Genomic DNA, 20,373 nt, shown 5'->3' on the forward strand with positions numbered 1-20,373 from the left:
TAGGCTAGGCTGACCTACTCGTCAGCCCACGGAAGGCACCTGCGCATGCGCGTCGCGATGTTCGGCTACCAGACCTGGGGGCACCGCACCCTGCGTGCCCTGATCGACGCCGGCCACGAGGTCGCGCTGGTCGTGACGCATCCGCGCAGCGACCACGCCTACGAGCGGATCTGGGCCGACTCGGTGGCCGACCTCGCCGCCGAGCACGGCATCCGGGTGCTGCTGCGGGACCGGCCGGACGACGCCGAGCTGCTGGCCGAGCTCAAGGCGGCCGACCTGGACCTGATCGTGGCCAACAACTGGCGGACCTGGCTGCCGCCGGAGGTGTTCGAGCTGCCCCGGCACGGCACGCTCAACATCCACGACTCGTTGCTGCCGGCCTACGCCGGCTTCTCCCCCGTCATCTGGGCGCTGCTCAACGACGAGCCCGAGGTCGGCGTGACCGCGCACATGATGGACGGCGAGCTGGACGCCGGCGGCATCGTGCTGCAGCGGTCGGTGCCGGTCGGGCCGAAGGACACCTCGGCCGACCTGTTCCACCGCACCGTGGACCTGATCGCGCCGATCACCGCCGAGGCGATCAAGCTGATCGAGCAGGGCTTCCAGCCGACGCCACAGGACCGGTCCAAGGCCAGCTTCTTCCACAAGCGGGCCAAGCGGGACAGCCTGATCGACTGGAACTGGACGCCCGAGTACATCGAGCGGCTGGTGCGGGCCCAGTCCGACCCGTACCCGAACGCCTTCACCTACCACCGCGGGCAGGAGCTGCGCATCGTCAAGGCGTCCGTGTCGCAGGGCCACTACGGCGGCACGCCCGGCCGGATCTTCTACCGCGAGGGCGAGGGCGTGGTCATCGTCGCCGGCCCGGACGCCCGCCGCGGCACCTTCCCCGGCCTGGTGATCGAGCGGGTGCGCACCGCCGACGGCGCCGAGCTGGCCGCCAACGACTACTTCAGGACGATGGGCGGCTATCTCACCGACCGCCCGTGAGACCGAGCGGCGGGGGCTCCGGGGCGAGCCCCCGCCGCCTGGCGTCTCACACCGACTCGTGCGGCACCGGCCACAGCTCGACCGGGTCCTGGTCGGCGCTCGGCATGTCCGCGGCGATCTCCCGGGCCCTGGCCTCGTCGGCCACGTCCAGCAGGTAGAAGCTGGCCATGTACTCCTTGGTCTCCAGGTACGGGCCGTCGGTGACCACCGCCGCCCCGTTGACCCGGCGCACCAGCCTGGCCTGCTCGGCGTCGGCCAGGCCGTAGGCGCCGAGCAGCTCCCCGGTCTCCCGGTAGCGGCTGTTGAACGCCTCCTGCGCGGCGATCACCTCGGGCCACTGCTCGGCCGGCAGCGAGTCCCACTTCTCCTTGTTGCCGTAGATCATCAGCAGGTACTTCATCGCTGCGCTCCTTCACGTGTCGTGCGCTGTCACCGCTTGGTCGGAGCCCGGCGGCCGTCCTCTACACGTTACTGAGCACATGGTTCTCGGGCGGATGGATCAGGGCAGGCTCAGGCCGTACGCGCTCAGCGCCGCTGCCGCCGGAGGTGAGGCCCAGGGCCGTGTCGCCGTCGACCATCGCGCCGCTGTCGCCGGGCTCGGCGCAGACGTCGGTGTCGATCAGGCCGCTGACGGTGCGCCGAACCACCGACGCAGCGCGGCCTCCAGCCCGTCACCGCCGGCCCAGGCAACGTAGCCGTCGGGACGGATCAGCACGCCTTCGCCGTGTGCGGCCTCGACTGTGACGCGATCCGCCCATGGGGCAACGACTTCGACGTCCGGGCCGAGGTAGCGGGCCCGGCCGTCGAGGAGTCGGGTCCCGGCGGCGAAGGTGCCGACGAGCGGGGTTTTGTCGTCGCCGTAACGGATGCGTAGGCCGTGGCTCAGTTCCAGCATGGCCCGGGCGTCCAGGGTTTCGGCGAGCACGCCGCGCAGGGCCTCGGTGTGGGGGTCGGTGCGGATCAGGGCCGACTCGGCGCGGCTGTCGCGAAGCACTTGCGCGCCAACGGGATGGCGCTCGGCGGTGTAGGTGTCGAGCAGCTCGGGATCGGCCAGGCCGCGGGCGACGAGGGCCAGTTTCCAGCCCAGGTTGGCGGCGTCCTGGAGGCCGAGGTTGAGGCCTTGGCCGCCGATCGGCGAGTGCACGTGGGCCGCGTCGCCGGCGATGATCACCCGGCCGCGACGGTAGGTCGAGGACTGGCGGGCGTTGTCGGTGATCCGCAGCGGCTGGTCGATGGCCGTGACGGTGAAGTCGTGGCCGCTGATCCGACGCAGGCTGGCCTGGAACTCCTCGGCGGTCAGGGGCAAGTCGCGGTCGAACGGCTCCGGGTCGAATTCGATGGTCATGCTCGGGGTCGGCGCCGGGGCCACGGCCAGGACGCCGCCGGGAAGCCGGTGCATTCCGGGCGCCAGCGGCAGTTCGCCGTCGTAGGCGGCGACGCCGGTGCGGGCCAGCATCGACGGATCGGTGCCGGGGAAGTCGAAGCCGGCCTGGCGGCGCACCGTGCTGCGCCCGCCGTCGCAGCCCACCAGCCAGTCGGCGGAAATCCTGGCGCCATCGGCAAAAATGGCGGTCGTCTCGTCCTCTATGGACACCAGGTCGAGGCCACGGCGGACTTCGACACCGAGCTCGGCGGCCCGGTCGGCCAGCAGTCGTTCGAACTCGCCCTGCATGACCATCAGCGGCGGGGCCAGGTCGGCCAGCTCGCCGTCGTGGTCGATGAACGGCAGCATGGCGAAATCGCCCTTGAAGTCGGCCATGCCCAGGGCCGCCATCAGCTCCGTCAGGTCGCCCGGATCCTCCCCCGCCGTCTGCTCGCTGAGACCGGCCAGGCGGCGCAGGGCCGTCGCCGTCAGCGCGCGCACCGGATCGCCCAGTCCACGCAGGTCCAGCGTCTGCATGGTGCGGGCCGTCAGCCCGCGGTCGTCGTCGCTCTTGCCCCGGTCCGGCTCGGCCAGCCGCTCCACCATCAGCGGCGTCACCCCGGCCAGCCGCAGCTCGGCGGCCAGGAACAGCCCCACCGGTCCGCCCCCGACGATCAACACCGGCACGTCCATGTCACCCTCCCCGTGACGCGGAAATACTTCACATGATGTGAACAGTATGCATGCCGTAAACTATCGCCGCCAGGTCTTCCGAGGAGGCGCGAGTGGACGACAGGGATCGGCTGATCGAACGGATCGAGCAGGCCGAGGACCGGTTCCTGCGCCTGACCTCGGCCGGCGGGGCCAGTCCGCTGGCCGCCACCGACCTCACCATGCGGCAACTCCAGGCGCTGCTTCTCGTGTCCTTCGCCGACGGCGCCTCCGGCCAGGACCTCGCCCGCGGCCTCGGCGTCGGCCTCGCCGCCGTCACCGGCATCACCCACCGCCTGGCCGCCCGCGGCCTCATCCGCCGCGCCGTCGACCCCCACGACCGCCGCATCCGTCGGATCTACTTGAGCGCCAAGGGATCCGCCATGCTCGCTGAACTCCGCGACGCCGGCCGCAACAACAAACGCCGCCTGCTCAAGCGCCTCGACACCGCCGCCCTCAACCAGATGGCCGAGGCCATGGACGCCCTCAACGAGGCCGCGGAGTCCGACACCGCCTGACCCTCGTGCGCCACATTCGCGTCGTTGACGCCTCCCCAAGGCACATGCGAACCGCACATGTCATCGACAGCGACGGGTAGCGTCGTTACAGTTTCGTCGCGGACGACGGAAAGCAGGCAGGCGACCCCGACCGGGGCGCGCGGGCGGTGATCGAGGCAATGAGCCAGGCCGAGCCGCCGCACCGCCTGGTGCTCGGCAACGCAGGCTACGAGACGGCGACAGCCCAGTTCGAGGCGACGCTGGCGGAGCTCCGCGAGCACGAAAAGCTGTCCCGCGGGGCGGACTTCGACTGACTTGCCCAATCGGCCAGAATCGGGCACGGGGGCGGAATTGCCGTGACAGGATGGGGGAATGGGAACAACCGTAGTCGTCGGCGGTAGCAACGGGATCGGCCGCGTGATCGCGGAGCGCGCTGCTGGGCGGGGCGAGACCGTGGTGATCACGAGCCGGGACGAGGGGCGCGCGCGGGCGGTGGCGGGCGAGATCGGCGGGGCGACCACGGGCCTCGGGCTCGACCTGTCCGCCCCGGCGACCATCGAGGCCGGGTTGGCCGGGGTCGGCGAGGTGGACCACCTGGTGATCACCGCGATCGAGCAGACCACCCAGAACATCAAGGAATTCGACGTTGCCAGCGCGATCAGCTCGGCGACGATCAAGCTGGTCGGCTACGCCGAGACGGTGCGGGTGTTGCACGACCGGTTCCGGCCGGGCGCCTCGGTCGTGCTGTTCGGCGGCCTGGCCCGACAGTGGCCCTACCCCGGCTCGACCATGGTGACCACGATCAACGCCGGCGTCACCGGCCTGATCCGGACCCTGGCCCGCGAGATCGCCCCGTTCCGGGTGAACGCCCTGCACTCCGGCGTGGTCGGCGACAGTCCGAAGTGGAGCGCCATGAAGGACACGCACCCGGCGATCGACCACACCCCGATCGGCCGCCTCGTGACGATGGACGAGGTGGCCGAGGCCACCGAGTTCCTGCTGCGCAACGGCGGCATGAACGGCCACGACCTGAACATCGACGGCGGCTGGATGCTGACCTGACCGGCCAGCCGTCGGAAGCACCACAGACACCGAGTGTCGCGAAGGCAGCGGCGCCGGCACGAGGGGATCGGTCTGGCCCGAGGGGGTGGGCGGGGTTGGCGGCCGGCTTGGTTGGTCAGCCGCCCATGAAGCCGGCCAGGCGTTGGGCGCCGCCGGGTTCGAAGCACTCGACGAGGTTGGTCGCGGACGCGTAGGCGGCTTGCTCGGCGCGGGGGAACATGGCGGCCTCGTAGGTGGCCAGGGCGTCCTCGACGGCGCCGGTGGTGCCGGTGGCGGCCAGGGCGAGGGCGAGTTCGGCGGCGTCGAGCATGGCCAGGTTGGCGCCTTCGCCGGCGAAGGGGGACATGAGGTGGGCGGCGTCGCCGAGCAGGGTGACGCCGGGGACGCGCGGCCAGCGGTGGCCGACGGGCAGGGCGTGGATGGCCCGCGGCACGAAGGCCTCGTCGGCGTCGGCGATGAGACCCCGCAGCGGGGCGGCGAAGTCGTCGAAGATCTCCAGCAGCCGCAGGCGGGTCTGGACCGGGTCGGCGGGGTCGACGAGCTCGGTGGCGACCCAGCCCTCGTCCTCGGCGCGAATGGCGAGATAGACCCGGATCCGGCCGTCGCCGTTGCGCTGGGCCATCACGCCCTTGCCGTGGTCCAGGGCGAACATCGAGCCAGGGCCGACAAAGGCGGCGGCGTCGGGGTGCTGGGCGTCCACATCGGACAGATGGAGCTCGACGAACGACAGCCCGGAGTAGACGGGCCGGGCGTCCGACAGCAGGGGCCGGACCTTCGACCACGCCCCGTCCGCCCCGACCACGAGGTCCGACTCGATGATCTCGCCGTCGACGGTGACCGAGGACGGCGTCACGGCGGTGACCTTGGCGCCCCAGCGCACGGCGCCGGCCGGCAGCGACTCGACGAGGATCCGCTTGAGGGCGCTGCGATCGACCTCGGGCCGGCCGCCCGGCTCGGGCGCGACGTCGTCGACGTAGACGACGCCCTTGCCGTCCATCAGCCGCATCGCCTCGCCCTCGTCCCGGGCGACGGCCCGGAACTGGTCGAACAGACCGGCCTCACGCAGCGCCCGCTGCCCGGACTCCCCGTGCATGTCCAGGGTTCCGCCCTGGTCGCGGGCGGTCGGCGAGCCGTCGAGCTCGTACACGGTGGACTCGACGCCGTGCACGCGCAGCACCCGGGCGAGCGTGAGGCCGCCGAGTCCGCCGCCGACAATGGTGATCTTCATGGCGGTTCTCCAATCACGGCACCGGGGTGCCGAGTGCTCCGCTGACCAGGACGTCGAACATCCAGCGCGACCGGCTCTCGACCGGTCCGGCCATCAGTTCCCTGGAGTGTGCGGCGATGTTCGGGTAGGTGTCGGCCGGGGCGGCGGCCACCACTCGTTCGAGCTGCTCGTGGTCGGCCATGGCCACGGACGGGTTCTCGTGCCGGGTGCCGTGCTCCACGGCGCTGGCGGTGGCGACCAGCAGCAGCATGTCCACCGCCCAGCCGGCCTGGGCCTTGGGCATGCCGCCCTCGGCCAGCCGGCCCAGCACGGCCTCGACCACGGCCAGGTAGTTCGGCCCGCTGAGCCGGGTGACCAGGGCGACCCGGGCCAGGCTCGGATTGTCGTGCAGCACCTGCTGGTAGGAGGTGATCACCTTGTGCAGCCGCTCGCGCCACTCCGGCGAGTCGCCCGGGTCCAGGTCGACCTCGCCGAGCAGCTCGTCGAGCATGGCGGCGTGCAGTTCCTCGGTGTCCTTGACGTAGACGTAGAGCGAGGCCGGACCGGTGTCGAGCTCCGTGGCCAGCCGCCGCATGGTGACCTTGCCCATGCCTTCCCGCCGCATCACGTCCACCGCGATGGTGACGATGCCCGCCCTGGTCAGCGCCGGCTTGGCCGGCCGTTCCCGTCGGTTGTACATGCGGCCGAGCCTAACGGACACGTTCGTGACGAACATGTTCGTCAGGAGCGCAGAAAATCGGCGACAAGGCCCAGCGTGCGCTCCGGGGATTCCATCAGCGGGGCGTGGCCGACGCCGGGCAGGGGCACGAACTCCGCCTGGGGAAAGCACTCCGCATAGGCCCGGCCGTACGCCAGTGGGGCAACCCGGTCGTCCTCGCCCCAGATGAACAGCGTCGGCAGGTCCACTCGCGCCACCCGGCGCGGCAGCCGCGGGTCCCCCTGCGGATGCGACGTCAGGTAACCGGCCAGCACCCCGAGGTTGTCGCGAATGGCCGGCGGCAGCTGCGCCCGGTCGTCGAACGAGGGCATGCTCACCGGCAAACCCGGGATCTCCGGCCCGATCACGTTGATCAGCACCAGGCCCCCGACGCGCCGGCCACGGTCGCGCACGGCCATCTCCGCGGCGATCCAGCCGCCAAAGGAGCTCGCCACCAGCACCACGTCCTCAAGGTCCTCGTCCTCCAGCAGGTCGAGGTACTCGATGGCGAGATCGTCCGGGCCTTCGTACCAGTCGGGCCGGGCGGTGCCGTCCCAGCCGGCGTGGACGGGCGCGAGCACCCGGCCGGCCGGCCCGAAGCGGTCCACGATCGGCCGCACCGATCGCGGCCCCGGGCCGCCGTGCAACGCCATCAGCGTTGTGGTCGTCATGGGCTCAGCATAACGAACATGTTCGTTACGAACAAGTTCGTTCTAGTTCTCCCAGGTCAGGGCGCCGGTGTCCAGGTCTGAGCACACCGTCCGGATCCAGTTCAGCTCCGCGTTGACCAGCCCCTCGGTGTACTGGTGTTCCAGGAGGTACAGCCGCGGCACGCCGTGGCGTTCCGACTCGGAGAGCAGCAGCCGCGTCCCGGCCAGCCGCTTCTCGAGTTCGACCGCACGCAGGGCCAACTGACGGCGAGCGTCCTGCGGCGAGAGCAGGTGCAGGAACGAGACCGCCGCGGGGAACAGCGGGAACTCCGGGTTCGGCGTGGCCAACCCCTCCCGCAGACCGGCCAACAACACCTCCCGGCCCTGCCGCGTCAGCTCGTAGACCGTGCGCTCCGGATGGCGGGTGTCGCGTTCCACGGCGTGCACGTCGATCAGCCGATCCCGGGCCAGGCGTTCGATGGCCGCGTAGAGCCCGGAGCGGTTGCGCACGTTGACCACCATGTCCACGCCGCGTTCCTTGATGAGTTGCTGCATCCGGTAGACGTGCATCGGCTCCCCCGCCAGCAGCGCCAGCACCGCCATCACGACCGGCGACAGTTGCCCGCGACTTTTCATAGTCTGTAGCGTACTAGTCCGTCACGTCCTATTCAGATCGGGGGATCCGATGGCAGCGCAACAACCACGGGTCGGCGGCCTGTTGTCAGCGCTGGCGGAGCTCGTCGTCTCGATCGGCGGCTACTACGCGCTGCGCGCCGTTGGTGTCGACGCCTTCTGGTCGCTGGTGGCGCCGGGCTTCGGCGTCGCGCTCGTCGCGGTCATCGCGACGGTGCGCCGACGACGGATCGACCTGGTGGGCCTGCTGGTGCTGTTCGAGGTTGCCGCCTCGCTCGCGCTTGTGCTGATCACGCGGGATCCCCGTGTGGCCGCTGTTCGCGGCCCGGTCTATGTGGCGATCGGGGGGCTGTTCTGCCTGGCCACACTGCTGCGCGAGCGACCGATGACCGCGGTGAGCACCGCGTCCCTGGCCAGCTTCGGCGATCCGGTCCGGGCGGCGGCCTTCGAGACGGCCTGGCGCGAAGAGCCCCGGTACCGGCTCGCGATGCGGGCGCAGACCGGGGCGATCGGCCTGATCCTGATCATCGGCTCGGCCGTCCAGGCGGACGTCCTCTACTCCTATCCGCTCTCCGAGGTCACGCGGGCCATCGACATCGCCAACGTCGCCAACACCGGGATGTGGGTGGCGGCGGTGGTCGCCACGGCCGGCCTCATGGCGCCGGCCAGGCGGATCGTGCTGTCGGTCGCCGGCCGGTCGCATGACCAGGGGGCGTGAGTCCTTACCCGGTGCTTACGCTGGAGCGGACGCCCGTCACAGCCGGGACCAAAACCGTCCTGACCGGTGTTGTATCGGCCGGGGGGATAGGACCGAGAGAGGGAGCGATGAGCAACACGACCGAGACCGCGGTGTTGGCCGGCGGATGCTTCTGGGGCATGCAGGACCTGATCCGCAAGCAGGCCGGCGTGCTGTCCACCCGGGTCGGCTACTCCGGTGGCGACACGCCCAACGCGACCTACCGCAACCACGGGACCCACGCCGAGGCCGTCGAGATCGTCTTCGACCCGAGCGTGACCAGTTTCCGCGACCTGCTGGAGTTCTTCTTCCAGGTGCACGACCCGAGCACGAAGAACCGCCAGGGAAACGACATCGGCCTGAGCTACCGGTCGGCCATCTTCTACACCAGCGACGAGCAGCGCCGGGTGGCCGAGGACACCATCGCCGACGTCGACGCCTCCGGCCTGTGGCCGGGCAAGGTCGTCACCGAGGTGCAGGCGGCCGGCCCGTTCTGGGAGGCCGAGCCGGAGCACCAGGACTACCTGCAGCGTTACCCGAACGGCTACACCTGCCACTTCGTCCGCCCGGGCTGGAAGCTGCCCAAGCGGGCCGAGACCGCGCAGGCCTGACCCGATGAGGTCCGGCGGCCGACACCCCGTCGGCCGCCGGACTGGCAGTGCCAGGAGAAGTCCACCGGTTCGCCGGTGACGCCGCCGACCGTGCCGATCCGCGTCGGCTGGAGTTCCACCGCTACGGCCAGCACAGAAATGCCCGGGCTGAAGGTCGCGCTCCGCGCGCCGCCCGGGTCGCCGGTCCCCCGTTCGAAGCCTGGTGGCATCACCTGATGGTGCGCGCGATTCACGGTAGGGGTCGCCGACGGGCGGGCCGGGAGACCCACCGACACGGGCACCGCCGCGCCCCGGACGGGGTAGCTGGCCACTCTTGGGAGTGAACGGCGGACGCGGGCAGTAATTGGTTATTCACACGAACTAGTTCTGTGCGTGGTGTAGGGGCACCACCTAGACTTGTCCCGAAATTTGCAGATGTGGCCATGCACAATGCCTAGTCGCGTATCTTGTCCGGTCCGTCGGCATCATGCCGCACGGGCATGGGAGGGGCTCCATCGTGTTCACAATCGCGCAGTCACTCGATGGCAGGGACCACTCGGACCATGTTCTGGTCGGACTGAGCCCGCAGAACGCCCGCTACAAGCCCGAATACATAAGGAAGCTGATTTTCTGGCTGCATCCCAGATTCAGGTCCATGGACGTGGTCATTCCCGGATTCGAGGCGGCATACACGCTGATCGCGGCGGGCCACGCGCCGGCGCAGGCGGTGCACCGGGCCCGGCGGGCCTACCGCCAGCTGCACAACCCGGCCGTCCGAGCCCTCACCGACCTGGGGGTCCCCGACCCGCAGCGGCACGTGATGAGCTGGACCCGGTTACACGCGACCGCCGCGTACCGGGAGTCGCTCGTCCGTTCGCGCGCCGCGTATCTGACCGACCAGCCCCTGCGCCGGGCCTGCCGGGAGATAGCGGCGGAAGTGGTGCGCAACTCGGCCGAGGGTCGCGAGGTCACGGCCGAGGATATCGACACGGGCGTGCGCTATGTGATTGCCGAAATTCCGCTGCTCACGGACGGCCCGAGCCTCTTCGGCGTGACCGACAGCGTTTTTGTGTACCACCGTGTCACGCCCCTCATGACGGAGATCGCGAGCGGCAGCTCGACCATCACCGTGGACCCCGGACAGGGCTGGGCAGTCGTCGACTATCGGGAGGCACATCATGACGAGCACGGCAGAACCGGAGCTTCCGCTGCACTATCCATTTCCCCTCGGTGAAACCGGCGCGCTGCCGCCGCTGACCCGATGGGCGCAGCGCGACAAGCCGGTCTGCCCGGTGCGGCTGCCCAGCGGCGTCACCGGATGGATGCTGACCCGCAAGGACGACGTGGCCAAGGTGTTCGCCGACAGCCGGTTCAGCCGCAACCTCGCCGAGCCGGGGTCGCCCCGCATGGTCGGCGAGGACCTCACCTCGGTAGACGACGCGATCTTCAACCTGGACCCGCCGGAGCACGGCCGGGTGCGGCAGGTGCTCAGCGGCTGGTTCAGCCGGCGCGCCGTGCAGGCCCACCGCCCGCTCGTCGCCCGCCACGTGCGACGGCTGCTGGACGCGATGGCCGACGGGCCGAACCCGGTCGACCTCGTCGAGTCGTTCTCGGCGGTGCTGCCGCTGGACGCCATGGGCGAGCTGATGGGCGTGCCGCCGGAGTTGGCCGAGCAGTGCCGGCGCACGTACCCGATGACCCTGGACATGTCCTCGACACCGGAGGCCGTGGCGGCCGAGACGGACGCGGCCAAGCGGTTCATCGCCAAGCTGATCGCGGCGCACCGGGCCGACCCGATGCCCGGCTCCCCCGTGCACATGCTGCTCGAGGCCCGCGCGGAGGGCGTGATCAGCGAGTCCGAGCTGTTCGGCACGGTCTTCCTGATCTTCGTCACCTCGTTCGACCCGCTGGTGGCGCCGCTGGCCACCGGGCCGATGATCCTCATGTTGCACCGCTGGCAACTCCGGCAGTGCCTGGCCGAGCCGGCGTTGTGGCCCAAGGCGGTCGAGGAGGTGCTGCGCTACTTCCACAACGGCGGCATGGGTTTCCCGCGCATCGCCCGCGAGGACGTGGAGCTGCACGGCACGCTGATCCGTCGCGGCGACGCGGTGGTGGTGCCGATGCAGGCCGTCACCTGGGATCCGCTGCACTACGCCAGGCCGGAGCGGTTCGACATCCACCGCGAGACCGACGGATCGGCCACCTTCGGCGCCGGGCCGCACTACTGCCTTGGCTCCCAGCTGGCCCGGGTCGTGTTGCAGGAAGCCATCTCCGGGCTGTTCACCCGGTTCCCGACGCTGGATCTGGCGGTCAGCGAGCGGGAGCTGCCCTGGGACCGCAACCGCATTTTCACCCGCCCGATGCAGCTGCCCGTGACCTGGTGAGGAGCGCTGATGACGACCAGTTCGGCAAGCCAGTTCGAGGAGTTGGCCTACCTGTACGAGCGCAGCTTCGACGTGTGGCCGTACCGGCGGGACGTGGAGCAGCACTCGGTGCGGGTGGCGCTGGGCGACGTGGCCGGGCTGGCCGCCCTGGACCTGGGCTGCGGCGCCGGCTCGTACACCCGGTGGCTGGCCGAGCTGGGGGCCCGCCCGGTGGTCGGGGTGGACGGCGCCGCCGGCATGGTCGACTACGCCCGGCGGCGCGAGCAGGAGGACCCGTCCGGCGCGACCTTCGCCCTCCAGGACGCCTCGGAGCCGATATCCGGCCGTTTCGACGTGGTGCTGGCCGTGCACCTGCTGCCCTACGCGGAAACGGTCGAGGCGTTCACGGCGATGTGCGCGACGGCCAGGGCCGCGCTGTCGGGGCCGGGGAAAAGGTTCGTGACCGTGACCATCAATCCCGGCTTCGCCACCGATCCCGGTTACTACACGCGCTACGGATTCGACTTGATAGCCTCTTCGGATGAACTTCGCGACGGCGATCCGGTGCGACTGCGCAGCGAGTTCCTCGGCGGCCTCATCGATGTGACGCCGCATTACTGGTCGCGGGCCACACAGGAGCGCGCCCTGCTCGACGCCGGCTTCCGGCAGGTGACGTGGTGGGATCCGCTGTGCTCGCCGACCGCCGACGCGGAGCACTTCGGTGATTATCTCCGAAAACCGCCCACCCTTGTCGTCACCGCGACGGCGTGAGGTTGTACTAGGATTTCGGCGGCGAATCAGGGGGTTGTCCGGGAGGTCGATCTGGTGCACGAATCCGCGTGGATGCCGACGGGACTGGATCCGGATGTGCCCAGTGCCGCCCGGGTGTACGACTATTTCCTCGGCGGCTACCACAACCTGGCCGTCGACCGGGAGTTCGCGCACCGAGCCCAGAAGACGATGCCGGACCTGCCGCTGGTCCTGCGCACCTCGCGCCGGTTCCTGCGGCGGGCCGTGCTCTATCTGCTCGATCAGGGCATCACCCAGTTCCTGGACCTGGGTTCGGGCATTCCGACCGCCGGCAACGTGCACGAGATCGCCCACGCGGCCGCCCCGCGCTCACGCGTGGTCTACGTGGACCGGGACTCGGTGGCCATCGCGCACGCCGCCCTGATGCTGGAGAACAACGACCACGCCGCGGCGCTGCGGGCCGACCTGCGGCAGCCGCGGGAGGTGCTGCACAGCGACGTGGTCACCGGCCTGCTGGACCTGTCCAAGCCGGTGGCGGTGCTGATGTCGGCGGTGCTGCACTTCGTCGAGTCCGACGCCGAGGCGCAGTCGATCGTCGCCGGCTACCGCAACGCCATCGCGCCGGGCAGCTACATGATGATCTCGCAGGGCACGCAGGAGACCGAAGGCGGTCAGGTCGAGCGGGTGATCCGACTGTACGACGAGACCGACAGCCCGTTCACGCCCCGCGACCGCGAGCGCTTCACCCGGCTGTTCAAGGGCCTGGAGCTGGTCGAGCCGGGTGTGGTCTACGTGCCGCTGTGGCGGCCGGAGTCGCCGGAGGACGTGGACGAGCACCCGGAGCTGAGCTGCGCCTACGGGGCGATCGGCCGCAAGCCGCTGTACTAGCGTCGGGTCATGGCCGACCGGCTCGGCTACCTCCTGCGCCGGGAGGAAGTGGCCGTGCTGTCCGGGATGAGCGCCGACTACCGCACCCGGTCGGAGCAAGGGCGGGAGCTCACCTCTTGGGCGCAGGTGGTGTCCCCGCCGGCCATGGCCACGGCCTGACACTCGGCAAAGTTGACAATCATTGTCGTCGAGCTCACGATAACTGACTGGCGGGCCAGTTATCTATGGAGCGGCGATGCACGGACTGGGCGTGTTCCGCGACCCCACCTCGGTCGCGGTGGTCGGCGCGTCGGAGGACCGCTCCAAATGGGGCCACTGGCTGGCCGCCGGGGCGCTGACCGGATCCCGTCGCCGCCGGGTGCACCTGGTCAACCGGCGTGGGGGCACCGTGTGCGGGCAGCCGTGCGCGACAAGCCTGCACGGCCTGGACGACGTCCCGGACCTGGTCGCGCTCTGCGTGCCGGCGGCACACGTGCCCGAGGTCGTGGCCGAGGGACTTTCCCTGGGAGTCAAGGGCTTTCTCGGCATCACCGCCGGCGTGCCGGACGAACCCGAGCTGGCGCAACAGATCCGGGCCGGCGGGGCCCGGCTGGTCGGCGCCAACAGCCTCGGCATCGTGGACACGGCCAGCGACCTGTGCCTGGCCTGGGGCAGTTTCACCGCCGGGCCGCTGGCGATCGTGTCGCAGAGCGGGCAGGTCGGCTCGGAGCTGGCGCTGCTGGGCGAGCGGCACGGGCTGGGCATCTCCCGGTTCGTCTCGCTGGGCAACGCCGCCGACGTCACGGCGACCGAGCTGCTGGCCGACCTCGCCGATCACGCCTCGACCGAGGTCGTGGCCGTCTACCTGGAGAACTTCACCGATGGATCGCTGCTGCTGCGGGCGTTGCGAGGGCTGCGGGAGGTGGGCAAGCCGACGCTGCTGCTGACCGTCGGCGGCAGCGCGGCCAGCACCCGCCTTGCCCGCTCGCACACCGGTTCCCTGACCTCGCCGCTGGACGTCGTCGACGCCGCCTGCCGGGCCGCCGGCGTCGCCCGCGTGAGCACGCCGTCCGCCCTGATCGACGTGGCCCGGGCGCTGCTGGCGGCTCGCCCGCCGCGCGGCAACCGGGTGGCGATCATCGGCGACAGCGGCGGGCAGTGCGGGATCGCCGCCGACGTGGCCCACACGAATCACCTGACGGTGCCGGCGTTCTCCCACGACATCGGCGTCACGCTGCCGGCCGGGGCCGCCGCGCACAATCCCGTCGACCTGGCCGGGGCCGGCGAGCAGGACATCGCCAACTACGCCCGGATCACCGAGGCCGTGCTGCGGTCCGACGACGTGGACGCCGCCGTGCTGACCGGCTACTTCGGACGGTACGGGTTGGACATTCCGGCCATCGGCGACCGGGAGATCGCCGTGGCCGAACGGATCGGCGCGGCAGCGGCGAACGCCGGCAAACCGGTGGTGGTGCACTCGATGGGCCCCGACGGCGACACCGCACGGGCGCTGTGGGCGGCCGGCGTGCCGACCTACGACCGGATCGAGACGGCCCTGTCGGCGCTGCGCGGTCTGGTCGCGTTCGGCCGGCCGGCTGAGCTGGCCCTGCCGTCCCAACTGGCGCTGCCCGGCCAGGCCCGGCCCCTCGAATCGCTGCCGGAGGGCTACTGGGAGACTCGCCAGGTGCTGGTCGATGTCGCCTTCCCCCGGGGCCTCGTCGTCCGCGCCCGGGCGGAGCTGGCCAGGGCCGCCCGCCTCACCGCCCCGTACGTGCTGAAAGCCGCCTGGCTGGAGCACAAGAGCGAGGCCGGCGGGGTCCGGACCGGACTGGCCACGGTCGACCAGCTGACCAAGGCGTACGACGAGATGACCGACCGGCTCGGCCCCGGCGACTACGTCGTCGAGGAGCAGGACACCCGCCCGGACACGGTGGAGATCCTGGTCGGGGCCCGCCGCGACCCCGACTTCGGCCCGCTGGTCGCGGTCGGCGCCGGCGGCACGGAAACCGAGCTGCACCAGGACATCGCCACCGAACTGGCCCCGGTCTCCCCCGCCTCGGCCCGGGCCATGCTCGGCCGGCTGCGCTGCGCCCCGCTGCTGCGCGGCTGGCGCGGCCGCCCGGGGGTGGACGTCGAGGGGCTGGCCGACCTGGTGCACCGGGTGTCGCTGCTGGTCGCGGCCTCGCCGCTGGTCGGCGAGCTGGAGCTGAACCCGGTCCGGGTCGGGCCGGACGGGCCGCTGGCCGTGGACGCCCTGATCTTCCCCCTAGCCCGTCAGGAGGCTCGCCGCGCATGACCACCCACTTCCCGGCCTGGCCGCTCAGCGCCGAGCAGCGCCAGATCGTCAAGCTGTGCAAGGACTTCGCCGAGCGGGAGATCCGGCCGCGGGCCCGCGCGGTGGACGAGGCCGACGTGGTGACGCCGGTCGACCTGTTCGCCCTGGCCGGCGAGGTGGGCATCACCAACTTCATGCTGCCCGAGCAGTACGGCGGCGGCGGCTTCACCGACGTGTTCACCCAGTGCCTGGTGCAGGAGGAGCTGTGCTGGGGCGATCCGGGCATCGGGAACCTGTTGTGCTCCAACGGTTTCTACGCCGACCCGATCCTGGAGCTGGGCAGCGAGGAGCAGAAGCGGCGGTGGCTGACCCCGCTGACCGGCCCGGACGCGCCGATGACCGCGCTGGCCACCACCGAGCCCAACGCCGGCTCGGACGCGGCGTCGATGATCACCACCGCCCGCCGGGTCGAGGGCGGCTACGAGCTCACCGGCCAGAAGACCTGGATCTCCAACGCCGGCGCCGCCCGGTACTACGTGGTGTTCGCGAAGACCGACCGCAGCAAGCGATCCGCCGGCGTGACGGCGTTCCTGCTGGAGCGCGACGCGCCGGGGCTGCGATTCGGCGAGCCGATGCGCAAGATGGGCCAGCGGGCCATCGTCTGCCGGGAGGTGTTCTTCGACAACGTCTTCGTGCCGGCGAGCGACCGGCTCGGCGATGAGGGCCGCGGTTTCCACGGCCTGATGGGCACGTTCGACATCTCCCGGGTGGTGCTCGGCGCGGCGGCGGTCGGCGCGGCGCGGGCGGCCTACGAGTTCGCGCTGGACTACGCCCGCAACCGCAAGCAGTTCGGGGCGCCGATCATCGAGCACCAGGCGGTGGCGTTCCGGCTGGCCGACATGGCCACCCGCATCGAGTCGGCGCGGCTGCTGGTGCACCATGCCGCCCGGCAGATCGACGCCGGCGAGCGGGTGACCGGGCTGGCCGCGATGGCCAAGCTGACCGCGTCCGAGACGGCCATGTTCGTCACCTGGGCGGCCGTGCAGACGCTGGGCGGCTGGGGCTACTCGCGGGAGTTCCCGGTGGAGCAGTGGATGCGGGACGTGAAGCTGGAGGAGATCGAGGAGGGCACCTCGGACATCATGCGCCTGGTGATCTCCCGTCATCTCTGACTGGCGAGCCAGTTATCTATACTCGCGGTCACACCCATCGGGAGGAGTGACCGTGCCGCGTCCCAGCGTCGAGGCCGAGCGCAAGGCGCAGATCCTGCGCGCCACGTGCGCGGTGATCGCCGACGCCGGCATCCACGACCTGCGGCTGACCGACGTGGCCGAGCGGGCCGGCGTCAGCTCCGGCACCATCCACTACTACTTCGACAGCAAGCAGGCCCTGCTGCACGCGGCCTTCGAGCACAACTTCCGGCACTCGCTGGAACGCCGGGCCGCGGTGCTGGCCAGCGGCGGCGATCCCCTGGACCTGTTGTCCCGCCTGGTCGAGTCGTACGCGCCGCTGGACGCCGAGAGCGTCGCCGCGTGGCGGGTGTGGGCCGAGCTGTGGGTGCACGGCCTGCGCCAGCCCGAACTCCAGGAGCTCAACGAGAGCATCTACGGCGAGTGGCGGCGGACCGTGGTCGGCCTGGTCCGGGACGCGCAGGACCAGGGCCTGCTCAGGGGCGGCGATCCGGTGCTGGTGGCCAACACCGTGGTCGCGATGATCGACGGGCTGGCCATCCAGGTGCTGCTGGGCTCGAAGAACATGACCGTGGACCGGATGCGCGCCACCTGCCGGGCATACCTGGACTCACTGGCCGACCGGTAGCCGGGCGCGGGTCAGCGCCCGCCAGCCGACGGCCGCCGCCAGCAGCATCGCCAGCCCGGCCACGCCGAACCCCAGCCGCGGGCCGGCCACTCCGGCGACCCAGCCCATGAACGGCCCGGTGACCAGGATGCAGCCGGGCAGCGCCATGGTCCAGGCCGCGTTCACCCGGCCCCGCATGCCGGGGTCGGATTCCAGCTGCACCAAGGTGTTGGCCAGCGAGATGAACCAGATCGACAGGCAGCCGGTCACCGCCATGCCGAGGAACACCAACGGCACGGTCGGGGCGTACGAGGCGCCCAGGACGGCGATTCCGGTGGCACCGGCCAGAATCGCCACCCGCAGGCCGCTGGGCCGGCTCGGACCGGACGCCGCCAGCAGCACACCGGGGATGGAGCCGACGCCGAAGGCCGCCATCATCAGACCGAAGGCGGTGCCGTCCAGGCGGAACACTCCGTAGGCCAGCAACGGGATCGGCACGTCGAGGTGGAACACCATGCCCGAGGCCGCCGCCAGCAGCAGGCACGCCCGGATCGCCGGATTCCGCCAGGCATAACGCAATCCGCCGTCCCGAGCGGGTCGCGGCGGATGCGCGGACGCCTCGACGCGGTGCCGGACCACCACGATCAGCGACGGCAGGAAGGACAGGCCGTTGACGGCACAACACGCCGCCGCGCCCCAGATCCCGAGCGCCGCGCCGCCGACCGCCGGCCCGAGGACCCGCGATCCGTTGACCACGACCTCGTTCAGCGCCACCGCGTTGCTCACCCGTTCGGCACCGACCAGGTCCACCACGTACACCTGCCGGGCGGTGCCGTCGTAGGTGCTGACCGAACCGGACGCCGCCGCGATCACGAACAGCATCCACATCTGCACAGTCCCCGTCGCCGCCAGCACCGCCAGCAGACCGGCCAGCACCGCCAGCAGGGACTGGGTGGCGATCAGGACCCGTCGCGGGCCGATCCGGTCGACCAGGCCGCCGGCGTACGGGCCGAGCAGGAACAGCGGCAGGAACGAGCACGACGTCATCAGGCCGATGTCGAGGCCGCTGCCGGTCAGCTGCACCACCAGCCAGGCCAGCGCCACCGCCTGCGTCGTGCCGCCGGAGGCCGACAGGACCTGGCCGAGGAACCACCGCCGGAACACCGGTTCCCGCAGCGACCGGACACTGCCCGGCATCGAACCCCCAGATCGACTCGGCGTCAGCCGATCTTCCCACCTCGCAACCGGTGTGCGCCACCGAGCCGTGGGCCGCCACATCCGGTTGACCAATGTGGACGCGACGGTCGGCGAGAGCACCGTCTCGCCGCGCGCGGTGGCGCGCACACCGTCGACAAGAACCGCTCGCGGGCTGTCCTTGACCAGGTAGCCGACCGCGGCGAGGACGTCGGCCTCATCGCGGACCGGCAAGTGCCTCGACGACCCGGGGGCGTCCACCGACAACGGCTCGCAGCTGATCATCTGGGACCGCGACGGCGGCGCGAACCAGCGGTGGACGCTGCCATAGTCCACTGTGGATAGTGATTTTTCGGGCAATTGCCCGACTTCGGGGCGGACCACCGGGCCCGGTGGTCCGCCCCTGTCGAAGTTCCCAGGCGGCAGCCCTTGACGGCGACAGGTGGTCTAGTCCACTTTCAGATGAGCACTCCGCGGCCGCCCGTTGGAGGGAACACATGCCGTCCCTGTCACGCATCCGCCTCGCCATCGCGGTGGGCCTGGCCGCCGCCATGTCGGCCTTGCTCGCCGCCGCGCTCACCCTGGCCCCCACGGCCACCGCGGCCACCAACCTCGTCGCCGACGCGGGCTTCGAGTCCGGCCTCACCGGCTGGACCTGCGACGCCGGCATCGCGACCACGGTGTCCACGCCGGTGCACGCCGGCGCCCACGCCCTGGCCGGCACGCCGAGCGCCGCCGCCACGGCCCAGTGCACGCAGACGATCAGCGTCGCCCCGAACAGCGCGTACACCCTGACCGCGTTCGTCCAGGGCTCCTACGTCTACCTCGGCGCCACCGGAACCGGCGTCAACGCCAGCACCTGGACCCAGTCCGCACCGTCGTACCAACAGCTCAGCACCACCTTCACCACCGGCGCGTCGACCACATCGGTCACCGTGTTCGTGCACGGCTGGTACGGCCAGCCCACCTACTACGCCGACGACGTCACGCTCACCGGCCCGGGCGGCTCCACCCCGCCGACCAGCACCACCACCACGACGACCACGACCTCCACCACGGTCGCGCCGCCGCCCAACACCGGCTGGAGCCACCCGGTGTACCTGATGCCGCTGGACAACACCCCGCCCTCGATCAGCGCCATCGTCGCCGGCTCCGGGGAGAAGGAGTTCAACCTGGCGTTCGTGCTGGACTCCGGCGGGTGCACGCCGGCATGGGACGGCAACGCCAGCCAGTTGGTGTCCAACGACACCGCGGTGGCGGCGCAGATCAACGCGATCCGCGCGGCCGGCGGCGACGCGGCCGTGTCCTTCGGCGGCTACAACGGAACCGAGCTCGGCAGCACCTGCGGCAGCGCCACCGCGCTGGCCGCCGCCTACCAGCAGGTGATCACCAAGTACCAGCTCAAGCACGTCGACTTCGACTACGAGAACGGCGCGCTGGACGCCAACACCGCGGTCCGCTTCGGGGCCATCGCCATCCTGGAGCGCAACAACCCGAACCTGGTCGTCTCCCTGACGATCCCGATGACCACGGTCGGTTTCCCGGGCAGCGGCACCGACGAGATCCGCCAGGCCGTCGCCGCCGGCGCGCGGCTGGACATCGTCAACATCATGGACTTCGACACCGGCCTGACCAGCGGCACCGAGGTGGCGCAGACCGAGAACATCGCCACCACCGCGGCGGCCCAGCTGGCCTCGATCTACGGCTGGAGCACCGCCACCGCCTGGGCCCACCTGGGATTGCAGCTGATGAACGGGCACAGCGACCAGCCCAGCGAGCTGTTCACCCAGGACACCTTCACCCAGCTGCTGGCCTTCGCCCAGGCCAACCACCCGGCCTGGTTCTCGTTCTGGTCGGTCAACCGCGACTTCCAGTGCCCGGCCGGCGTGCCGGAGAACTGGGCGCCCGGCACCTGTAGCAACATCACGCAGGGCGCGTACGACTTCACCAAGATCATCGTTCGGTACTGA

23 protein-coding genes and 1 pseudogene are annotated in these 20,373 nt (G+C 71.0%); 16 read left to right on the forward strand and 8 right to left on the reverse strand.

Annotated elements, in window-relative coordinates; all coding sequences use genetic code 11:
- Positions 1–45 precede the first annotated feature (45 nt).
- The gene (locus ACIG5F_RS18790; protein WP_396518992.1) at positions 46–990 is read left to right on the forward strand and encodes a methionyl-tRNA formyltransferase; all 945 of its coding nucleotides are present in this window, start codon (positions 46–48) and stop codon (positions 988–990) included.
- Positions 991–1,036: 46 nt separating this feature from the next.
- Here ACIG5F_RS18790 and ACIG5F_RS18795 read toward each other — a convergent pair whose 3' ends face one another.
- The 3 genes from ACIG5F_RS18795 to ACIG5F_RS18805 form a co-directional block, all read right to left on the reverse strand.
- Positions 1,037–1,390: a YciI family protein gene (locus tag ACIG5F_RS18795; RefSeq protein ID WP_396518993.1), complete on the reverse strand. Its 354-nt coding sequence runs from the start codon at positions 1,388–1,390 to the stop codon at positions 1,037–1,039.
- A gap of 61 nt (positions 1,391–1,451) precedes the next feature.
- Positions 1,452–1,637 (reverse strand): hypothetical protein, encoded by a 186-nt coding sequence (locus ACIG5F_RS18800; protein WP_396518994.1) that lies wholly within the window; start codon positions 1,635–1,637, stop codon positions 1,452–1,454.
- Positions 1,610–3,046, reverse strand: coding sequence for an FAD-dependent monooxygenase (locus tag ACIG5F_RS18805; RefSeq protein ID WP_396518995.1), 1,437 nt, complete (start codon positions 3,044–3,046; stop codon positions 1,610–1,612). The genes ACIG5F_RS18800 and ACIG5F_RS18805 overlap by 28 nt, the downstream gene beginning before the upstream one ends.
- Before the next feature lie 92 nt (positions 3,047–3,138).
- Here ACIG5F_RS18805 and ACIG5F_RS18810 point away from each other — a divergent pair, with 92 nt between their 5' ends.
- The 3 genes from ACIG5F_RS18810 (at position 3,139) to ACIG5F_RS18820 (ending at position 4,623) form a co-directional block, all read left to right on the forward strand.
- Positions 3,139–3,582 (forward strand): MarR family winged helix-turn-helix transcriptional regulator, encoded by a 444-nt coding sequence (locus ACIG5F_RS18810; protein WP_396518996.1) that lies wholly within the window; start codon positions 3,139–3,141, stop codon positions 3,580–3,582.
- 146 nt (positions 3,583–3,728) lie between these two features.
- Positions 3,729–3,875 carry a hypothetical protein gene (locus ACIG5F_RS18815; RefSeq protein WP_396518997.1) on the forward strand — a complete coding sequence of 49 codons (147 nt, stop codon included), beginning with the start codon at positions 3,729–3,731 and terminating at the stop codon, positions 3,873–3,875.
- Between the two features lie 58 nt (positions 3,876–3,933).
- Positions 3,934–4,623 (forward strand): SDR family oxidoreductase, encoded by a 690-nt coding sequence (locus ACIG5F_RS18820; protein ID WP_396518998.1) that lies wholly within the window; start codon positions 3,934–3,936, stop codon positions 4,621–4,623.
- Between the two features lie 115 nt (positions 4,624–4,738).
- Here ACIG5F_RS18820 and ACIG5F_RS18825 read toward each other — a convergent pair whose 3' ends face one another.
- From ACIG5F_RS18825 to ACIG5F_RS18840, 4 genes are read right to left on the reverse strand one after another with little or no spacing between them, the layout of a single operon-like run.
- Complete coding sequence (locus ACIG5F_RS18825; RefSeq protein ID WP_396518999.1) at positions 4,739–5,851, reverse strand: FAD-dependent oxidoreductase; 1,113 nt, start codon at positions 5,849–5,851, stop codon at positions 4,739–4,741.
- A 13-nt stretch (positions 5,852–5,864) separates the two neighbouring features.
- The gene (locus tag ACIG5F_RS18830; protein ID WP_396519000.1) at positions 5,865–6,530 is read right to left on the reverse strand and encodes a TetR/AcrR family transcriptional regulator; all 666 of its coding nucleotides are present in this window, start codon (positions 6,528–6,530) and stop codon (positions 5,865–5,867) included.
- A 41-nt stretch (positions 6,531–6,571) separates the two neighbouring features.
- The gene (locus ACIG5F_RS18835; protein ID WP_396519001.1) at positions 6,572–7,219 is read right to left on the reverse strand and encodes an alpha/beta fold hydrolase; all 648 of its coding nucleotides are present in this window, start codon (positions 7,217–7,219) and stop codon (positions 6,572–6,574) included.
- Positions 7,220–7,261: 42 nt separating this feature from the next.
- Positions 7,262–7,834 carry a PadR family transcriptional regulator gene (locus ACIG5F_RS18840; protein WP_396519002.1) on the reverse strand — a complete coding sequence of 191 codons (573 nt, stop codon included), beginning with the start codon at positions 7,832–7,834 and terminating at the stop codon, positions 7,262–7,264.
- A 49-nt stretch (positions 7,835–7,883) separates the two neighbouring features.
- Here ACIG5F_RS18840 and ACIG5F_RS18845 point away from each other — a divergent pair, with 49 nt between their 5' ends.
- The 10 genes from ACIG5F_RS18845 to ACIG5F_RS18890 all read left to right on the forward strand — a co-directional run bounded on the left by ACIG5F_RS18845 (position 7,884) and on the right by ACIG5F_RS18890 (position 17,230).
- Positions 7,884–8,549 (forward strand): VC0807 family protein, encoded by a 666-nt coding sequence (locus tag ACIG5F_RS18845; protein WP_396519003.1) that lies wholly within the window; start codon positions 7,884–7,886, stop codon positions 8,547–8,549.
- Between the two features lie 107 nt (positions 8,550–8,656).
- The gene (msrA, locus tag ACIG5F_RS18850; protein WP_396519004.1) at positions 8,657–9,178 is read left to right on the forward strand and encodes a peptide-methionine (S)-S-oxide reductase MsrA; all 522 of its coding nucleotides are present in this window, start codon (positions 8,657–8,659) and stop codon (positions 9,176–9,178) included.
- 496 nt (positions 9,179–9,674) lie between these two features.
- Positions 9,675–10,391 (forward strand): tRNA-dependent cyclodipeptide synthase, encoded by a 717-nt coding sequence (locus ACIG5F_RS18855; RefSeq protein ID WP_396519005.1) that lies wholly within the window; start codon positions 9,675–9,677, stop codon positions 10,389–10,391.
- Positions 10,336–11,541: a cytochrome P450 gene (locus tag ACIG5F_RS18860; RefSeq protein WP_396519006.1), complete on the forward strand. Its 1,206-nt coding sequence runs from the start codon at positions 10,336–10,338 to the stop codon at positions 11,539–11,541. Before ACIG5F_RS18855 ends, ACIG5F_RS18860 begins: the two co-directional genes overlap by 56 nt.
- Positions 11,542–11,550: 9 nt before the next feature.
- On the forward strand, positions 11,551–12,291 hold the full coding sequence (locus ACIG5F_RS18865; protein WP_396519007.1) for a class I SAM-dependent methyltransferase: 741 nt from the start codon (positions 11,551–11,553) through the stop codon (positions 12,289–12,291).
- Between the two features lie 54 nt (positions 12,292–12,345).
- Positions 12,346–13,158 (forward strand): SAM-dependent methyltransferase, encoded by an 813-nt coding sequence (locus ACIG5F_RS18870; protein WP_396519008.1) that lies wholly within the window; start codon positions 12,346–12,348, stop codon positions 13,156–13,158.
- 9 nt (positions 13,159–13,167) lie between these two features.
- Entirely contained in the window at positions 13,168–13,317 is a 150-nt protein-coding gene (locus ACIG5F_RS18875; RefSeq protein ID WP_396519009.1) for a hypothetical protein, read from the forward strand.
- A 76-nt stretch (positions 13,318–13,393) separates the two neighbouring features.
- A complete protein-coding gene (locus ACIG5F_RS18880) occupies positions 13,394–15,433 on the forward strand; it encodes an acetate--CoA ligase family protein (RefSeq protein WP_396519010.1) in 2,040 nt (679 codons plus the stop codon).
- A complete protein-coding gene (locus ACIG5F_RS18885) occupies positions 15,430–16,584 on the forward strand; it encodes an acyl-CoA dehydrogenase family protein (RefSeq protein WP_396519011.1) in 1,155 nt (384 codons plus the stop codon). Before ACIG5F_RS18880 ends, ACIG5F_RS18885 begins: the two co-directional genes overlap by 4 nt.
- A gap of 52 nt (positions 16,585–16,636) precedes the next feature.
- Entirely contained in the window at positions 16,637–17,230 is a 594-nt protein-coding gene (locus ACIG5F_RS18890) for a TetR/AcrR family transcriptional regulator (RefSeq protein WP_396519012.1), read from the forward strand.
- On the opposite strand, the gene ACIG5F_RS18895 is transcribed toward ACIG5F_RS18890, so the two are convergent.
- Positions 17,213–18,688, reverse strand: coding sequence for an MFS transporter (locus ACIG5F_RS18895; RefSeq protein ID WP_396519191.1), 1,476 nt, complete (start codon positions 18,686–18,688; stop codon positions 17,213–17,215). The two genes, ACIG5F_RS18890 and ACIG5F_RS18895, sit on opposite strands and share 18 nt — an antisense overlap.
- Between ACIG5F_RS18895 and ACIG5F_RS18900 the strand changes: the two are divergent.
- Both ACIG5F_RS18900 and ACIG5F_RS18905 read left to right on the forward strand, forming a co-directional pair.
- Positions 18,672–18,734, forward strand: a pseudogene (locus ACIG5F_RS18900) (hypothetical protein); the annotation flags it as partial. The gene ACIG5F_RS18895 and the pseudogene ACIG5F_RS18900 sit on opposite strands and share 17 nt — an antisense overlap.
- Positions 18,735–18,900: 166 nt before the next feature.
- Positions 18,901–20,373, forward strand: a complete 1,473-nt coding sequence (locus tag ACIG5F_RS18905; RefSeq protein ID WP_396519013.1) for a carbohydrate binding domain-containing protein — start codon at positions 18,901–18,903, stop codon at positions 20,371–20,373.

The sequence above is a fragment of the Kutzneria sp. NPDC052558 genome (genome assembly GCF_044547355.1).
Lineage (GTDB): Bacteria > Actinomycetota > Actinomycetes > Mycobacteriales > Pseudonocardiaceae > Kutzneria.

What these genes read in the sequence shown, in the direction of transcription:
- ACIG5F_RS18865 (WP_396519007.1), top strand. Translation starts at nt 11,551, where the DNA reads ATGACGACCAGTTCGGCAAGCCAGTTCGAGGAGTTGGCCTACCTGTAC.
- ACIG5F_RS18880 (WP_396519010.1), top strand. Translation starts at nt 13,394, where the DNA reads ATGCACGGACTGGGCGTGTTCCGCGACCCCACCTCGGTCGCGGTGGTC.
- ACIG5F_RS18835 (WP_396519001.1), bottom strand. Translation starts at nt 7,219, where the DNA reads ATGACGACCACAACGCTGATGGCGTTGCACGGCGGCCCGGGGCCGCGA.
- msrA (WP_396519004.1), top strand. Translation starts at nt 8,657, where the DNA reads ATGAGCAACACGACCGAGACCGCGGTGTTGGCCGGCGGATGCTTCTGG.
- ACIG5F_RS18905 (WP_396519013.1), top strand. Translation starts at nt 18,901, where the DNA reads ATGCCGTCCCTGTCACGCATCCGCCTCGCCATCGCGGTGGGCCTGGCC.
- ACIG5F_RS18830 (WP_396519000.1), bottom strand. Translation starts at nt 6,530, where the DNA reads ATGTACAACCGACGGGAACGGCCGGCCAAGCCGGCGCTGACCAGGGCG.
- ACIG5F_RS18820 (WP_396518998.1), top strand. Translation starts at nt 3,934, where the DNA reads ATGGGAACAACCGTAGTCGTCGGCGGTAGCAACGGGATCGGCCGCGTG.
- ACIG5F_RS18825 (WP_396518999.1), bottom strand. Translation starts at nt 5,851, where the DNA reads ATGAAGATCACCATTGTCGGCGGCGGACTCGGCGGCCTCACGCTCGCC.
- ACIG5F_RS18875 (WP_396519009.1), top strand. Translation starts at nt 13,168, where the DNA reads ATGGCCGACCGGCTCGGCTACCTCCTGCGCCGGGAGGAAGTGGCCGTG.
- ACIG5F_RS18885 (WP_396519011.1), top strand. Translation starts at nt 15,430, where the DNA reads ATGACCACCCACTTCCCGGCCTGGCCGCTCAGCGCCGAGCAGCGCCAG.
- ACIG5F_RS18860 (WP_396519006.1), top strand. Translation starts at nt 10,336, where the DNA reads ATGACGAGCACGGCAGAACCGGAGCTTCCGCTGCACTATCCATTTCCC.
- ACIG5F_RS18895 (WP_396519191.1), bottom strand. Translation starts at nt 18,688, where the DNA reads ATGATCAGCTGCGAGCCGTTGTCGGTGGACGCCCCCGGGTCGTCGAGG.
- ACIG5F_RS18840 (WP_396519002.1), bottom strand. Translation starts at nt 7,834, where the DNA reads ATGAAAAGTCGCGGGCAACTGTCGCCGGTCGTGATGGCGGTGCTGGCG.
- ACIG5F_RS18790 (WP_396518992.1), top strand. Translation starts at nt 46, where the DNA reads ATGCGCGTCGCGATGTTCGGCTACCAGACCTGGGGGCACCGCACCCTG.
- ACIG5F_RS18845 (WP_396519003.1), top strand. Translation starts at nt 7,884, where the DNA reads ATGGCAGCGCAACAACCACGGGTCGGCGGCCTGTTGTCAGCGCTGGCG.
- ACIG5F_RS18795 (WP_396518993.1), bottom strand. Translation starts at nt 1,390, where the DNA reads ATGAAGTACCTGCTGATGATCTACGGCAACAAGGAGAAGTGGGACTCG.
- ACIG5F_RS18805 (WP_396518995.1), bottom strand. Translation starts at nt 3,046, where the DNA reads ATGGACGTGCCGGTGTTGATCGTCGGGGGCGGACCGGTGGGGCTGTTC.